The 16,324-nt window shown below is 53.6% G+C and carries 11 protein-coding genes; 7 read left to right on the forward strand and 4 right to left on the reverse strand.

What is annotated here, in order from left to right:
• Positions 1–134 precede the first annotated feature (134 nt).
• From HBA55_RS21450 to HBA55_RS21475, 6 genes are all read left to right on the forward strand, one after another.
• Positions 135–2,240, forward strand: a complete 2,106-nt coding sequence (locus tag HBA55_RS21450) for an acetate--CoA ligase family protein (RefSeq protein ID WP_166995697.1) — start codon at positions 135–137, stop codon at positions 2,238–2,240.
• 10 nt (positions 2,241–2,250) lie between these two features.
• On the forward strand, positions 2,251–3,666 hold the full coding sequence (locus HBA55_RS21455; RefSeq protein ID WP_166995699.1) for an aminotransferase: 1,416 nt from the start codon (positions 2,251–2,253) through the stop codon (positions 3,664–3,666).
• A gap of 127 nt (positions 3,667–3,793) precedes the next feature.
• Entirely contained in the window at positions 3,794–4,639 is an 846-nt protein-coding gene (locus tag HBA55_RS21460) for a response regulator transcription factor (RefSeq protein ID WP_166995701.1), read from the forward strand.
• Positions 4,640–4,731: 92 nt separating this feature from the next.
• Complete coding sequence (locus tag HBA55_RS21465; protein ID WP_166995703.1) at positions 4,732–6,807, forward strand: oxidoreductase; 2,076 nt, start codon at positions 4,732–4,734, stop codon at positions 6,805–6,807.
• Positions 6,808–6,840: 33 nt separating this feature from the next.
• A complete protein-coding gene (gene purU, locus HBA55_RS21470) occupies positions 6,841–7,701 on the forward strand; it encodes a formyltetrahydrofolate deformylase (protein ID WP_166995705.1) in 861 nt (286 codons plus the stop codon).
• A 39-nt stretch (positions 7,702–7,740) separates the two neighbouring features.
• Positions 7,741–8,886 carry an aminomethyl transferase family protein gene (locus tag HBA55_RS21475; protein ID WP_166995706.1) on the forward strand — a complete coding sequence of 382 codons (1,146 nt, stop codon included), beginning with the start codon at positions 7,741–7,743 and terminating at the stop codon, positions 8,884–8,886.
• Positions 8,887–8,960: 74 nt separating this feature from the next.
• Here HBA55_RS21475 and HBA55_RS21480 read toward each other — a convergent pair whose 3' ends face one another.
• The 4 genes from HBA55_RS21480 to HBA55_RS21495 form a co-directional block, all read right to left on the reverse strand.
• Entirely contained in the window at positions 8,961–9,308 is a 348-nt protein-coding gene (locus HBA55_RS21480; protein ID WP_166995708.1) for a cupin domain-containing protein, read from the reverse strand.
• A 252-nt stretch (positions 9,309–9,560) separates the two neighbouring features.
• The gene (locus HBA55_RS21485) at positions 9,561–11,174 is read right to left on the reverse strand and encodes a phytoene desaturase family protein (RefSeq protein ID WP_166995711.1); all 1,614 of its coding nucleotides are present in this window, start codon (positions 11,172–11,174) and stop codon (positions 9,561–9,563) included.
• Positions 11,175–11,315: 141 nt separating this feature from the next.
• Complete coding sequence (locus HBA55_RS21490) at positions 11,316–12,629, reverse strand: aromatic ring-hydroxylating oxygenase subunit alpha (RefSeq protein ID WP_166995713.1); 1,314 nt, start codon at positions 12,627–12,629, stop codon at positions 11,316–11,318.
• Between the two features lie 221 nt (positions 12,630–12,850).
• Positions 12,851–15,121, reverse strand: coding sequence for a TonB-dependent receptor (locus HBA55_RS21495; protein ID WP_166995715.1), 2,271 nt, complete (start codon positions 15,119–15,121; stop codon positions 12,851–12,853).
• 256 nt (positions 15,122–15,377) lie between these two features.
• On the opposite strand from HBA55_RS21495, the gene HBA55_RS21500 reads away from it, so the two are divergent.
• Positions 15,378–16,316 (forward strand): alpha/beta fold hydrolase, encoded by a 939-nt coding sequence (locus tag HBA55_RS21500; RefSeq protein WP_166995717.1) that lies wholly within the window; start codon positions 15,378–15,380, stop codon positions 16,314–16,316.
• The last annotated feature ends 8 nt before the right edge of the window (positions 16,317–16,324 follow it).

The raw sequence follows: 16,324 nt of genomic DNA on the forward strand, positions 1-16,324 counted from the left end.
CTTTTCTACGCTCCTCTTCCCAATATCATTTCTACTCACCGTTCCGCTTCTATCACCCTAAGTTGTGATATACCAGATCTGCCCCTCAGGTAGCATAAACCTCAATGTTCACCTACACGCACAGAGGTTTTTCGATGGCAAGTTGCGACAAAATAAAACGCTTGTTGAACCCACAACACATCGCTTTCGTGGGCGGCAGCAATATGGCCAGTGCCGTCAAACGCTGCCGCGCCAGTGGCTTTGAAGGTGAGGTGTGGCTGGTTAACCCTAAACACAAGAGCATCGATGGCGAACGCTGTTTTGCAACGGTCAAGGACCTGCCGCAGGCGCCGGATGCCAGTTTTATCGGTGTTGGTCGTGAAGCAACCGTCAACATTGTGCGAGACTTGAATAAACAGGGTGCCGCCGGTGCTATCTGTTACGCGTCGGGCTTCTCGGAAGCGGGCGAAGAAGGGGAGGTGCTGCAACATCAATTGCTGCAAGCTGCTGGCGAAATGGCACTTATTGGTCCCAATTGCTACGGCATGTTGGATTATCTGCACGGTGCCGCGCTCTGGCCTGTCGCTCATGGGGGGACTCGGGTTGACAAGGGCGTGGCCATATTGACCCAGAGTGGCAACTTTGCCTACAACCTGTCGATGACGGATCGTTCGCTCCCTGTTTCCTATATGGTCAGTGTCGGCAATCAGGCCAGCGTGGAAGTAGCGGATCTCATCGACGCATTGTTGGATGAGCCGCGAGTCACCGCCATCGGGCTGCATCTTGAGGGGCTCAAAAACGTCGCCGGCTTTGCTGCTGCCGCCATGCGCGCACTGCAAAAAGGTGTTCCCATCATCGCTCTGAAAACCGGACGATCTTCGATCGGCGCGGAATTGGCTTTAAGCCACACCAGCTCCCTGGCAGGCTCCGACGAACTCTATGACAGCTTGTTCGACCGCGTGGGAGTCATTCGAGTGAGCGGACCGGTGAGTTTTGTAGAAACCTTAAAGGTACTGGCACAGGGCAAACTGCCACAGGGGAACAAGGTGGCCGCACTGGCCTGTTCCGGTGGTGACGCCGGTTTGATTGCTGATTACTGCGAGAGCAATCAGCTGGCGTTGCCTCCCTTGCAGGCGGAACAGACTCGGACCCTGACGCAACTGTTGCCGGATTTTGCCAATGTTGCCAACCCTCTGGACTTTACCACCGCGATTTGGGGAGACGAAAACGCACTGAACGCCTGTGCGGACGCCATGTTGGCGGGTGACTGCGATGCGGGTTTTCTGGTGCTGGATTATCCGGCGGAGCAAACCGGAGAGCGTGCTGAATGCGACCTGATGGCCCGGGTTTTTCAGCGTGCCTTGGAGAAAAGGGGAATCCCCGGGGCAGTGGCGTCAGTTTTTCCGGAGCTTTTGCCCTCTTCGGCGCGAGAGATGTTGCACCAACTGGGAATCCCTGCCCTGCAGGGCGTCGAGGAGGGTTTAGCGGCTATGGGACGTGCGGTTCAGTATGTCCGTCGCCGCCGGGCGTTACTGTCTCTGGGTAAATCCTCGAAGCTGCTGCCAATAGCGGCTCCCTCTTTGACGCAGGAGGCTCAGTTGATGGACGAATGGCAGAGCAAAAAGACGCTGGCTGCGTATGGTTTGCCAGTGCCTCAGGGTCAATTGGTGCATCACTCCGAAGCCGTTGCAGCTGCGGAACTGATGGCGTACCCGGTGGTGGTAAAAGTGGTCAGCAGCGAATTGCCGCATAAAACCGAAGCCGGCGCTGTTTCCCTGAACTTGTCGTCTGCGGATGCTGTCGCTGCCGCCGTGGAGGAGATGGTGACCAACGTTAAACTTAGCGCTCCCCACGTAGACACCGAACGAGTTCTGGTAGAAAAAATGTCGCAGCCGCCGGTGGCGGAACTGATTGTGGGAGTGAAACGCGAGCCCGGTTTTGGCCTGGCCCTGGTTATCGGCTCGGGGGGGATCCTGGTGGAGCTGCTGCAGGACAGTGTCAATCTGCTGTTGCCGACAACAGAGGCGGAAATTACAGCAAGCCTTGAACGGTTGAAAGTATACAAGGTCATGTCGGGTTTTCGCGGAAAACCGGCTGGCGATATTCAGGCAACGGTCGCGGCCATCATGGCGGTGGCCAATTACGCGGTGGACAACGCTGAACACCTCGCCGAGTTGGACGTCAATCCGTTATTGGTATTGCCCGAGGGGGAGGGTGCCGTGGCGGTGGACGCATTGATCAGAACGACTGCAGAGATGTAAGGAGAGAAGTATGACTGAGAGAGATATGGCGCAATTTGAGCAATACAATACCAGCGATCTATGGCAAAAAGACCGGGACCACCACCTGCATCCCTGGCAGCACTTTGACTCCTTCCGGGAAGCGGGAGCCACAGTCATGGTGCAAGGTGATGGCTGTTACGTCTACGATTCAGATGGCGGCCGCTACTTTGACGGCATTGGCGGTATGTGGTGTGTCAATATTGGTTATGGTCGCGAAGAAATGGTGGAGGTGATCGCTGAGCAAACCCGCCGTCTGCCCTATTTTAATCCCTTTGTGGATACCACCAATGCCCCGGCGGCGGAGTTGGCTTCGAAGCTGGCGCAGTGGGCGCCGGGTTCGCTAAACCACGTCTTTTTCAGTTGTGGGGGATCAACAGCCAACGACACCGCGTTCCGTCTGATCCAATTTTATCAGTCCTGCCGTGGCAAACCGCAAAAGCAACACATTATTGCCCGTGAAGACAGCTATCATGGCAGCACCTACGTGGCCATGTCTATTGGTGGCAAAGCGGCGGACCATGTTCCCGAGTTCAGTTATATCACCGACACCATACATCATGTATCCAGCCCCAATAGCTATCGCCGCCCCGAGGGTGCCAGCGAAAGTGAGTTTTGCGATCACTTGATCTCCGAGTTGGAAAACAAAATATTGTCCATCGGGCCCGAAAAGGTCGCCGCCTTTTTCGCAGAACCGATTATGGGTTCCGGCGGTGTGATTGTACCGCCGGCCGGTTACCATCGTCGTACCTGGGAGCTGTGTAAACAATACGATGTGCTCTACGTTTCCGATGAAGTGGTGACGGCTTTTGGTCGCCTGGGTCATATGTTCGCTTCCGAGGAGGTCTTTGGTATCCAGCCGGATATCATCACCTGCGCCAAGGGCTTGTCTTCCGGGTATTTGCCTTTAGGCGCTACAATATACTCTGACGAAATTCACCAGGTTATCGATGAGGCGGGCGAGAACCGCAGTTTTGCTCATGGCTTCACCTATTCGGCACACCCGGTTTGTTGTGCGGCGGCGTTAAAGAATATGGAGATACTTGAGAGGGACAACATCCTGGGGCAGGTTCAGGAGGTCGGGCCTTACTTTGAACAGCAACTGCGGAGTCTAATGGATCTTGAAATCGTTGGTGACGTCCGCGGCCACCAATTTATGATGTGTGTGGAAAACGTGGCCAACAAGGAAACCAAAGCGCTGCTGTCGGACGAAATTGACGTCGGCAAGCGTATTACGCAGCACTGTGAGTCGATGGGGCTGCTGGTGCGTCCCATCGGCCATCTTAATGTCTTGTCCCCTCCGTTGACAATGACGCGGGAGCAGGTGGATTTTGTCGTTGAGGTCCTGCGGAGCAGTATCAAAAAGACCATGGATGACTTGGTAAAAGAGGGGCTGTGGAAGGGTTGAACATCAATGGCTTAAATGCCATAGTTGGACCAGCTCTGTTGGTATCCTTGGGTGCACGAAAGGTTCCGCATACCGATCAGGCGTTTAATCAGTTGGGATGTTCGATGAATTAACAAACGGTGTGTTGATGCCAGTTCCAGACATAACCTTCGCCCAATGGAACCAGGCTCTTGTCGGGATCCTGGATGAAGAGGATCGCAACCAAGGACTCAAACAACTGATCGGCGCCCTTGAGGCGCTGGTCAGGGTTTCGGCGACGACCTTTATTGTTTTCCCCCAGGGGGAGCGGCCGTTTGTTCCCTACCATACTCTGCGCCCCCATGAAGACCCGGCGGTTCAAATCGACCCCTATCTCAATGGCTCCTATCTGCTCGATCCCTACTATCGCACAGCGATGGATCAAGGCAGCAGCGGCGTGTATACACTGAAGGATGTGGCGCCCCACGGTTTCAAGCAATCGGAATTTTACCAGCAGTACTATGGCCGCACCGGCTATAGTGATGAAGCCTGTTTTATGATTCATGAAGGGGACCAATGTCTGTATATACTCTCTCTGGGGCGCACGCTTGAAGAGCCGCGCTTTAAATCGGCCGATAAAGAAATGTTGGAAGCGGTCTATCCGTTTGTGGCGCGTGAGTTGCATCGGTGGCACCAGCAGGAAATGGAGAGTTCTCCCAACCAGATGTTGCACAGTCATCTGGAACGTGCCCTGGAGAATTTTGGTACCTCGCTGCTGACGCAGCGTGAGTGTGACGTTGTGCACCTGATGCTGCGGGGGCATTCTTCAAAGTCGGCGGCACTTAGGCTGCAGATCAGTCTGGACACGGTCAAACATCACCGCAAGAACATCTATACCAAGCTCGATATCGCCAGCCAAATCGAACTGTTTCATCTGTTTATGAACGCGCTCAGCAATGCCAGCCCCGGCGATCCCCCCGATCCTCTGGAAGCCTATCTAAGTCCGGCCAGGTAGTCATTTCGCCGTCTGATCACCCTAAGTTGTGATTTACCCATTTTGGGGCTTCGGTAGCATTATCGTATCTGATGTTACCCAGGTATAACCCAATGGCTACTGAATCCCGTTACGATATTCTGTTTGAACCGGTGCAGATCGGTCCGGTCACCGCACCCAACCGTTTCTACCAGGTCCCCCATTGCAACGGCATGGGGCACGAGTTCCCCCGCTCGCTGGCAACTATGCGCGGCATCAAAGCCGAAGGCGGCTGGGGCGTGGTTTGTACCGAGATGATGGAGTTGCATCATACCAGTGATGTCTCCCCCGGGGTCGAAGGGCGCCTGTGGGACGACATGGATATTCCGGCACTGCAATTGATGACCGAGGCCGTGCACGAACACGGCTCCCTGGCGGGTATCGAACTGGCCTATAGCGGATACTCCGGTGCCAATCTTTACAGCCGGGTTGCGCCGCTGGCGCCGAGTCATATCAGTTGCAGTACCTACGGTAACGCACCGGTCCAGGCGCGTGCCATGACCAAGAAAGACATTCGACAGTTGCGCCAATGGTATCGTGAGGCTGCACTGCGCTCTAAACGTGCCGGCTTCGACATTGTCTATGTTTACGCGGGTCACGCCCTGACGATACTGATGCACTTTTTGTCAAGGCGCCACAATCAGCGCACCGACGAATATGGGGGCAGCCTGGAAAATCGGGTTCGGTTGTTCCGTGAAGTCATTGAAGAAACCAAAGAGGCGGTGGGGGACACCTGTGCCGTGGCAGTGCGATTTGCGGTGGATGAACTGCTGGGTGGCAATGGTATTACAGCCGCCGAAGAGGGACGTGATGTTGTCGAGATGCTGGCGGACCTGCCGGATCTCTGGGATGTGAATATCGCCGACTGGAGTCACGATTCGGCCACGTCGCGATTTGAGAAAGAAGGGTACCAGGAACCCTATATTAATTTTGTCAAGGAAGTCACCAGCAAACCGGTTGTCGGTGTGGGTCGCTTCACTTCCGCAGACGCCATGGTATCGCTGGTTCGTCGTGGTGTTGTTGATCTGGTGGGTGCCGCACGGCCATCCATCGCAGATCCATTTCTACCCAACAAAATACGAGAAGGGCGTTTTGACGATATTCGCGAATGCATTGGCTGCAATATCTGTGTCAGCGCCGATCAATTGTCGGTGCCTATCAGATGTACGCAAAACCCCACCATGGGAGAAGAATGGCGCAGAGACTGGCACCCGGAATCCATTGCCCCTCGGCACGCGGATGAAACCGTGCTTGTGGTCGGTGCGGGTCCAGCGGGGCTGGAATTTACCCAGTCCATGGGTAAGCGGGGCTATAACGTTATTCTTGCGGAGGCGACCAAGGAACTGGGCGGCCGCGTGTTGCGGGAGTCACAGCTGCCGGGGCTGAGTGAATGGGTGCGAGTGGCGGACTACCGGCAGATGTACATCAATCAAGCGCCCAATATAGAAGTGTATCGGGACAGTCGTCTCAGCGCTGAGGATATTCTTTCGTTTGGTATTTCCAATGTATTTATGGCCACTGGTGCCCATTGGCGCAGAGATGGAGTCGGGCGCGCCAGTCGCCAGCCCATCGAAGGCTTGTCACAGTCTCGCATTTATACACCAGACGACATTATGGCAGAAACCGCCGTGCAGGGTCGGGTGGTGATCTACGATGACGATCACTATTACATGGGCGGCGTTATTGCAGAGAAACTGGTTAAGTTGGGCCTGGAGGTCGCGCTGGTGACTCCTGCTGCAGAAGTTTCGTCCTGGACACACAACACGCTGGAACAATTCAAAATTCAATCGCGGTTGTTGGAAATGGGTGTGAGCATCTATTGCCAACAGAACCTTGTCCGTGTTGAACGTGATTACGTTGAACTCGGTTGTGTCTATACCGGTAAATCCCAGCAGTTGGCTTGCGACAGCCTGGTGTTGGTGACAGAACGCCTGCCCAATGACAGTGTCTACCAGGAATTGCTGGCGAATCCCGAGGCTGTAAAAGAAAGCGGTATAGATCATTTGCAGTCTCTTGGCGACTGCCTGGCTCCAGGCATCATTGCTCAGGCGGTGTTTTCGGGACATCAGGCAGCTCGGGAATTCGGTGAACCCCATCGGGATGGAACTCCCTTCAAGCGTGAGATTACCGATCTCATTATTCGCGCCTAAATATATTCGTTGAAAAACAATTTGGAGAGAACTATGAACAGCAACATTGTGTTGAGGTTTAGCTGTGCAGATCAACCGGGTATTGTTGCAGAGGTGGCCGGCTTTTTTGCCGATCTAGGCTTCAATATTGAGGAATCGACTCAGTTCGAAGATCGTCAGACAGGACGATTCTTTATGCGCACCGAATTCTGTGCCGATCGCACCCAGGAATTATCATTATCCGATCTGAACCAGCGGTTTGCACCTCTAGGTGATAAATACAGCATGACCTGGGATATCCAGCCGCAGGATTACAAACCCCGTGTGGTGATTGCCGTATCCCAGTGGGGGCACTGTTTAAACGGCCTGCTGGACGGCTGGAAACAAGGCACCTTGCCGATCGATATTGTTGCGGTGGTGTCGAATCATCAAGTCATGCGGGACCTGACCGAATGGTACGGGGTTCCCTTTCACTATCTGCCCATTACCAAAGAAACCAAACCCCAGCAGGAGGAGCAGATCCTGCAAGTGATGAACGACTGTCAGGCTGACCTGCTGGTGCTCGCCCGATATATGCAGATTCTGTCCGACGATATGTGCCGTCGTCTGGAGGGACGCGCGATCAATATTCATCACTCTTTCCTGCCGGGATTCAAAGGCGCCAAACCCTATCACCAGGCCCACGATCGAGGGGTGAAATTAATTGGCGCCAGCGCCCACTATGTCACGGCGGATCTGGATGAAGGACCGCTCATCGAGCAAGACGTTCAACGGGTGTCGCACGCGAACTCTCCCCAGGAATTGGTGGAAATAGGTCGCGACACCGAAAACCTGGTACTGCGACGGGCCGTTAAGTGGCATGCAGAGCAGCGGGTACTGCTCAACGGTGACAAAACGGTTGTTTTTAAGCGATAGATATCCAAATCACTATCTCAATGACAATAAGGAGTACGCATGTCTGAAGAAATGTTGGACACCCCTTTTAATCCGCTACAACGCCAATACAATGACAAGGTCGAATTTGGTCCTTGGGGGGCTTATAAAAGCCCCAACGTGATGTCTGATGTCAAGCGGGAAAACCTGGCGGTGCGTAATAACGCTATCGTGTTTGACATGACACCGGTCAACAAGTACGCCATTCATGGGCCGGATGCCTGCCGTTTTCTCAATTACCTGACGACCCGACAAATGGATATCGAACCCGGGCGTGTCACCTACACCTGTTGGTGTAACCCCAACGGCAAGATCATTGATGACGGCACGGTATTCCGCGTCAGCGAAAACGAATACCGCCTTTATCCGGCGGCGAACCAGACGGCCTATCTTCAGCAGGTGGCCGGAGACTTCGATGTTGAGGTGACTGATGTCACCCATGATTCAGCGGTCTTGTCAGTGCAGGGCCCCAAGTCCTTTGCCTTGCTAAAGGAAATGGGCATTGAGGGGTTGGAAACCCTAAAGCCGTTTCGCTTTGCCGATTTTACATTGGGCTCTGAAGAGCTGCGTATTTCCCGCACCGGATTTTCCGGTGACCTGGGTTACGAGCTGTGGATGCAAAAAGACCAGTCAGAAACCTTGTGGAATGCCCTGATTAGCGTCGGTGTCGAACCCATGGGCATGGAGGCGCTTTTGACGATGCGACTGGAAGCCGCTTTGATTCTGCCCGATGAAGGCTTTGAGCTGGAAGGCGCTTCCTACGACGGTAACAGCGATTCCGAGATGTCCCGATCGCCGTTTGAAGTGGACATGGCCTGGTTGATCAATTGGGAGAAGGGTGACTTTATTGGCCGCGATGCCCTGGCATCAGAAAAAACAGCTGGATCAAAATTCCGCTTGATCGGTCTGGAACTGGAAGGCACTCTCGCCTCTGAATTTGGGGCAACTGTCCTTGATATGCAGGGGCAATCGCTGGGTCTGGTGACGTCTGGTTGCTATTCAGAAGCCTTACAGCGCAATATCGCCTTGGCTTCGGTTACGGATAACTTCGGTGATGTTGGTCAACATTGCCAAGTGGTTATCGGAGAGACTACGGTGACCGCCACCGTGGTCCAGCGGCCTTTCTTTAATGACCCACGCCGGAATGCAATACCGCCGCAACTGTAAATCTCGCCAAAAAGGCACAAAAAAAGCAGCCAGTGAATCACTGGCTGCTTTTTTGCGTAGCTGTTCGATATTACCTACTCAATAATGGTATACACCTTACGCACCGTTTCAGTGACCTCGCTGGTGCCTTTCCAGCCGCGGGGAAAAGCAAAACTGTCGCCCGCCTTGAGCACGGTGACCTCGCCCTTGTCATCGGTCAGTGTCCAGATACCTTTGATCAGATGGCAGAACTCCATTACCCCAAGGTCAAGTTTCAATTTGCCGGGTTCACACTCCCAGGTCCCCATGGTTGTACCCTGGCCATCGTCAAAGAACTGGTTATAACTTTGCTTCGGCAGTGGGCCGATGGGTTCGCCGAAGGAAGGACATTCGGCCAGATCGGTAAGGGCAAGCGGTTGTTTTTGTACAGAGAGGGCTGTCATAGTGATGGTTCCTAATAAGAATTGTAAAAAACGGCAGCAGCAGAGGTCTCCTGCCGTGGGATATTTAGCTAGTGTCCATCTGGAAACACTGTTTGGGCCAGGTGTAGGGTGGATTAGCCAAAGGCGTAATCCACCAATTACCGGTAAAGTGCCAGACAAAAGGTGGATTCCAAAAGTAGGCGCTTTAGGCGACGCCTTTGGCTAATCCACCCTACAATTCAGACTTGAGCAGTGTTTCCGCACGGGAAGTAGCTAGGCCACCCGGTGCCAGCGGAAATCCTTCAGGATCTCTTTGGCGGCATTGTGCCCGGGGCAACCGGTAACGCCGCCGCCAGGATGTGCTCCGGCGCCGCAGAGGTAAAGATTGGCAACTGGCATGCGATAGTTGGCATAACCGGCAGTGGGGCGCATGGCAAAGGTCTGGTCCATATGCAAACAGCCGTGGAAGATATCACCGCCCACCAGTCCAAAGTCGCGTTCCAGATCCAGTGGTGTCAGCACCATGCGGCCAAGAATAATGTCTTTGAGGTTGGGGGCGTACTGGGCCACGGTATCGATAATCTGATCCGCAACCTGTTCCTTAATGTCGTCCCAGTTCTGCCCTTCCGGTAACTCCGGGTTAAAGTGCTGGCAGAACATGCTCATAACATGTTGGCCTTTGGGCGCCAGTGAGTCATCGTAAAGCGAGGGAATAAACATCTCTACCATGGGCGCTTTCGACCAACCCGTAGCGATCGCTTCGCTATAGGCGGTTTCGGCATAGGCTTTTGACGGGCTCAGCAGGATACTGCCGCGCAAAAACGGTTCGCGGTCTTGCTCTTTTTCCAGGCAGGAGAAATCGGGAAGCCCTGATAACGCAAGATTCATACGCAGGCTGCCGGAGCGGCATCGGTAGTTGCTCATTTCACGGCTGAAACTCGCCGGTACATGTTGGCTGTCCACCAGCTTATTGAACAGCAATTTGGGGTTGGTATTGGCAGCGACCACGCGCGCATGGATTTCGCGACCGTCCTGTAAACGCACCCCCCGGGCAACACCGTTTTTGATGATGACATCAGCTACGGGGGCATTGACTTCAATATCCACACCGTGTGCTTCTGCGGACTTGGCCATGGCCTGAGTGATCGAGCCCATGCCGCCCTGTGCATGGCCCCAGGCGCCCTTGATACCGTTGACTTCACCAAACATATGGTGGAGCAATACATAGGCGGAGCCGGGAGCGTAAATGCTTTGCATATTGCCCACCAGTGCCACGTAAACCCAGGCGCCGCTGAGGGTTTCACCATCTATCCATTCGGCCAGGTAATCCGCAACGCTCATGGTGAAGAGCTTGATGGTTTCCCGTTGAAGTTCCGGGCTGAGCTTACGAACGCGATTGGCGATTTTACCGGCACGGAAGGCGTCCATCAGCCCTCCGCCAACATTGGGCGGGGTTTCCAGTACCAGATCGCGCAATACATCGGCAACCTGCTCCAGCACAACCTCCATGGCGTGGAAGCCTTCAGCGTCTTTTTGGCAATAGCGCGCAATCTGCCGGGCGTTGCGTTCTTCATCCTTGGTCAGGTGTATAAACTTGTTGTCGTGGCCAAGCGTCAAGGAAGAGTAATCCCGGGTGGTGATATTGAGCCCGTATCTATTAAGCTCCAGATCGCTGACGATCTTGGGGTTTAAAAGGCTCACCGTGTAGGAACAAATCGAGTTTCGAAAACCGGGATGAAACTCCTCGGTAACAGCGGCACCGCCAACGATATGACGTTGCTCAACAACCTTGACGGACAGGCCTGAACGGGCCAGATAACCTGCGCAGGTCAGTCCGTTGTGACCGGCGCCGACAATGACAACGTCGTATTCCGACATCTTGCTCATGTTATTCTCCTGAGTGGTTATCCCCGGGATTGGGGATAACACACATTTACTGTATAGCGATGGGCGTCTGACAAGACGGAAAAATCGCATTTTATCCTTTTCGTGTTTTGAAAAAGTCAGGAAGACTTTTTCAATAACCTGCTAAATGGAGAAGATAGCTTCCCCGGTATAGTCATCCGGATTGATATTGAGTTTGCTGGTAGGGCGCTCCGCGGCGGACAGCATCTTGAGGTAGTGACGAATAAACGTCTCGCAGTTACCTTCCAGTTTGCTGTAGGGGCCCGGGCGATAGCGGTCTGAAAGTACACCTTTCTGGTTATCGATGATGATTTTGGCATCCTGTTCCGTGGTCACTTCCCACAACCAGGCGACGCGATCGGGCTCGTAGTCGACCCCTTCCTCAGCATCCTTGTGGACCAGATAGGTGATGGTGACATCGCTCTCCAGGGTATCCAGTGGCGTAAAGCGCAGCAGTGCCACGTAGTCGTCGGAAACCAGCAAGTAGAGGTTTTCCCCGAAGGCGAAAAAGGCATCGCCACCGTCGTAATCCGTGAGATCCCCCAGCAACTTCTTGCACGCCGGGCCGCCGTCCTGAGTGGTGGAAACGGCGTTGTCTTTGATCACCTGGCGCGAGACTCGCAGGGATTGGTCCGGGCAGGGTGGCTCAAAGTAACCGACTTTCCGGCCCTGCGCCTTGGCTTTCTCCAGCCAGCGGTTGTACATGACACGGTACTTTTCCATTCCCTCTTCGGTGCCGTCGCCATCGTAAGTCACGTGGCCCATGGTCGAGCAATACTCCGGGTGGGAGGGGCGGCAGTGGTAACACTCCAGAAAGTTCTCCACCACCAGTTTCCAGTTGGCGGGGGTGGGGAAATGCCGCACGGTTGCAATCTTGGTGTCGGCGAGTTTATAGGGGGCTATCCAGGGGAGGTAGTTGTCAGCGATATAGTCAAAATCCGGTGCCTCTTCTTCCTTGCCAAGATAGATAAAAATCAGTCCCTCAAACACACGCACCTGACAGGAATGCAGGCTGTAGTCGTTGGGGTCAAAGCCATCGGGCATCTGGCGGGCATTGGCCAGGCGACCGTCCAGCTCAAAGGACCAGGCGTGATAGGGACAGGTCAGGCGGCGCTTTCGACCTTGCTTCTCCAGGCACAGACGAGAGCCTCTGTGCCGACAGACATTGAAGTGTGCATGGATTTTATCCTCGTCACCGCGGGTGATAATAATCTCTTCACCGGCGATAGTGAACAGGAAGAAATCGCCACGATTTGGAATACGGCTGACATGATCCACGAATTGCCACTGCCGAAAAATAACCCGCTCCTTGTCCAATTGAAAAAACTCGGGACTGGTATAGAAGGGCTGTTCGAGGGTAAATCCGGGCTGCTGGCGGTCGATGAATCCCTCAACGTCATGAGTAAGATCTAGTTGACGGGCGTCAATCTTTTGCATGGGATTCTCCTTGCTGTTACTTAAGCTGCTTGCTTCTTATCCAGGTGCCCTTAATAGCGCCTGGGACAAATCCCCCCGGTAATCGGGGGTACATTAGAACTATGTCAAAGTGGTATTGTCGCCACCACTACCCTTTGGTGTGACTACACTGGGGTGTGATTCCGCTGGAGCAGTGGCGGTCAGTTAAGCCAATATGTTAAATACTAGCCAAAACGGAGAGCTCAGAACTCATAGTGCAAATCAATTCCGAGAGTGCGTCCCGGGATGATATTGCCGATGATGTTTGCTGGAATAAAGCCGGTCTCTGGTGTGAACGATTGGCTATAAGCGTATTCGTCAAACAAATTGTCAACGAAGGCGGAAATTCGCCAATTATCGTCCGAACGATAGCCGATGCGCAGGTTGGTCAGCTCATAATCTCCGCCCATTCTGGGGCCGCCACTGGAGTCGTTGTTGGTCAGAAACTCGTCCGTATAAGCGTAGGAGACCGTGGTAAAGAGTTCTCCGTTCCAGCCGGGAACAGGGTGTGCGTAATTCACCACCGTAGAGAATGTCCATTCCGGTGTGAACTGATTTGGCTCTCCCACCTGTCCTGGTGACGATGAGAATTTCTTGATTTCCGAGTCGATGTAGGAGAAGTTCAGAAAAATGTCCCAGTGGTCATTAGGAACAAACCGAAAATCCGCTTCCAGCCCTCTGCCTTCCAATTCCTCCACGGTATCCAGCACAAAAGCGGCGCCCCGTGACACCAGTACCTGTAAATCATTAAAGCGATAGAAATAAGCGGCAATGTTGGCCTGCAGGGTCTGATCGAACCAGTAGGACTTCAAACCAATTTCGAAGCTGTCATTGGTTTCCGGATCACCGGATGCAGGGGTTGCGCCTTCGGCGCTGGCATCCAGGGTTCCTTGATAGATATTGGCTTGCAAAACCTCCTCGGCGACACCCTCGATAGATACCGAGTCGAAGGCACCTGACTTCCATCCCTGTGCCCAGGCGAAGTAAGTGGTGACCGAGTCGGCGACCTCATAGTCAATCGCTATGCGCAGGGAAACATCGTCCCAGTCCTTATCGCCAACAATGGGTGAGGATGTATGGTAGCCATAGACAAAACAGGAGCAACCGGTGGACCAGTCGCCCGGAGGATTAAGCAGCCCGGGGTCGGGGACATATTGCGAAAATTTCTTGTCATCGAAACTGTAACGCGCGCCGCCCGTCAGGTTGATTCGCTCAGTCAATTCATAGGTGATGTCGGCGAAAACCGACCAACCTGAATACTCACCCTCAAAGAAACCGACTTCTCGGGTGGGCATGTCATAGTAGACAGTGTCGGCAAAAGGCTGAGAGAGGTCGAGAAAATAACCCAGAGAACCGGTCAACTCCTCACGATAGTAGCTGCCACCCAAGACCACGGAGAGGCCGGATTCACTCTCGTAATTGACCCGAATCTCTTGTTGAAACAACTCGACATCCTGAGTCTGGGTATAGGGTGAAGCCACAATCGTCAGGTCAGTTCCATCGAAGTCCTCGGCGTAGTCGTATTTCGCCTCCCTATAGCTGGTGATGGAGGTCAAGGTCGTCTGATCGCTCAATTCAAATTTCAGAGTGCCGGACATTTCCTGCAAGCGCGAATTGGACTTGAGCTCGCGGTCGGATAAGTCCGAGATGATGTCGAATTCACCCAATGGGGCAGAGAACCCGGAGGCCGCCGCAGCGAGTTCCGATTGTGGCCCGGTGAGCTGGTAGATATTGGGAGCTTCTTTACGGTCTTCGTAATTCAGGTATAACATTCCCTCCCAGTCATCGCCGTGATATAGGGCGGTCAAGCGGCCGGCCTTGATATCGTTTTCACCCACATCCTGTCCGTCGGCGAGATTATGGAGAAATCCGTCCTCGTCCTGGGTGTGGAATCCGGCCCGAATGGCAAAGCGATCATTGATCGGGACATTCAGTACGCCCGTGGCCTGGACTCGATTTCGGCTGCCGACTCCCAGGTCAATATAACCGCCCAATTCGTGGCTGGGCTTTTCCGTCTGAATGCTGTAGGCGCCGGCAATGGTACTGCGTCCAAACAATGTGCCCAGCGGCCCTTTGATCACTTCCACCTGTGCCACATCATAGAGCGAAATCGCCTGGGCACCGTTGCGCCCCTGGTAGACGCCATTCACAAAGACACCTATCTGCGGGTCAAAACCTGACGAGAACTGGGGTGAGCCCACTCCGCGGACAGACGTTTTCTCTGTAAACGGGTAGTTTGGCGTAGAGCTGACACCGGGAACAAACAGGAAGATGTCAGTCACATCATCCATGTTGAGGTTGTCCATGGTTTCTCCGTCCATGGCACTGACGGAAATGGGAACGTCCTGCAGACTTTGTTCACGTTGCTGCGCGGTGACGATTATTTCCTCAATTTGCGCGAAAGAACTCAGCGGTACGGTAGAAATGGCGATGGCGAGAAGGTGCTTGGCGAATCTATTACACGGTTTGTTCATGATTTTCTCCGGTCTGGGGGCTTCCATTGCGGTTGCTTAGTTATTGTGCTTATGGTGTCGACAACTATCGCAACCATTGAGGAAATCGAGTACTACCCCATAGGGTGATTACCGGGGAGTGGGTCATGAACGTCCGGCACTTGACCTACGCCTTCGGAATATCTATTTGCGCATTTTGAATGCACCTTACCAGATGTATGAGGTTAGTATGAAACCCTAGAGAATAGAGCTACCTCCGGGGGAACCAGGACAAAAGATGAACACCTTCATTACCTTGGCGACAGTGGTTATCGCTGTTCTTGCAGTGGCATACATTTTTTTCCCCAAGCCAATCATTGCCATGACCACATCGTTGATACGCCACCAGAGTAGACTCACATCTCACACTATGATCGTGGATGGGGAGCAGTGGCATTATCTGGAGGGGGGGCCGAAAGATGCTGAACTGATGGTGTTGGTCCATGGATTTGGCGCTGACAAGGACAACTGGACCCTATATGCCCGTTACTTTACCCATAAGTACCGGGTCATCGCGCCGGACCTTCCCGGCTTCGGTGACAGCTGTTGGAAAACGCAAAGGGACTATAGCGCGGCCTCACAAACGGCGCGGCTGCATCGTTTTCTGCAGGCCAAAGGGCTCGACAAGTACCATATGGCGGGCAATTCTATGGGGGGTTATATCACGCTCACCTACGCTCTCAAGTATCCACAAAACCTGATGACCATCGCCTTGTTTAACAGCGCGGGGGTTAAAGGCGAACATCGTTGTGAACTTGACCATGCAATACAGGCCGGAAAGAACCTGTTTGAGGTATCCTCTTTGGAGGACTTTGATCGCTTGTTATCTCTTGTGGCGCACAAACCTATCAAGATTCCCAATGTATTTCGTCGTGTCAAGTATCAGGAGCTGATTGAGCGTCAGCCTCATTTGAATGGCGTTTTCTGGTCCGTGATGTCCGAGATCGAACAACAGCCACTAAATGACAAGCTACCCCGTGTGGGAGTACCCTGTCTGATTGTCTGGGGGCGCCACGACAGACTTATCGATGTGAGTTGTGTGGATGTACTGTCCGACTCCATCGACAACAGTAGCAGCGTTATCCTGGAGGATGTGGGCCACGTCCCTATGCTGGAATGTCCGCAGGACGTGGCACAGCATCATATCCGTTATATTGAATCCGCCACCCCAGTTTAATGAGATAA

The organism is Pseudomaricurvus alkylphenolicus, assembly GCF_011683955.1.
GTDB lineage: Bacteria > Pseudomonadota > Gammaproteobacteria > Pseudomonadales > Cellvibrionaceae > Pseudomaricurvus > Pseudomaricurvus alkylphenolicus.

Coding starts and splice junctions, on each gene's coding strand:
- HBA55_RS21450 (WP_166995697.1), top strand. CDS start 135: ATGGCAAGTTGCGACAAAATAAAACGCTTGTTGAACCCACAACACATC.
- HBA55_RS21485 (WP_166995711.1), bottom strand. CDS start 11,174: ATGAGCAAGATGTCGGAATACGACGTTGTCATTGTCGGCGCCGGTCAC.
- HBA55_RS21475 (WP_166995706.1), top strand. CDS start 7,741: ATGTCTGAAGAAATGTTGGACACCCCTTTTAATCCGCTACAACGCCAA.
- HBA55_RS21480 (WP_166995708.1), bottom strand. CDS start 9,308: ATGACAGCCCTCTCTGTACAAAAACAACCGCTTGCCCTTACCGATCTG.
- HBA55_RS21495 (WP_166995715.1), bottom strand. CDS start 15,121: ATGAACAAACCGTGTAATAGATTCGCCAAGCACCTTCTCGCCATCGCC.
- HBA55_RS21465 (WP_166995703.1), top strand. CDS start 4,732: ATGGCTACTGAATCCCGTTACGATATTCTGTTTGAACCGGTGCAGATC.
- HBA55_RS21460 (WP_166995701.1), top strand. CDS start 3,794: ATGCCAGTTCCAGACATAACCTTCGCCCAATGGAACCAGGCTCTTGTC.
- HBA55_RS21490 (WP_166995713.1), bottom strand. CDS start 12,629: ATGCAAAAGATTGACGCCCGTCAACTAGATCTTACTCATGACGTTGAG.
- purU (WP_166995705.1), top strand. CDS start 6,841: ATGAACAGCAACATTGTGTTGAGGTTTAGCTGTGCAGATCAACCGGGT.
- HBA55_RS21500 (WP_166995717.1), top strand. CDS start 15,378: ATGAACACCTTCATTACCTTGGCGACAGTGGTTATCGCTGTTCTTGCA.
- HBA55_RS21455 (WP_166995699.1), top strand. CDS start 2,251: ATGACTGAGAGAGATATGGCGCAATTTGAGCAATACAATACCAGCGAT.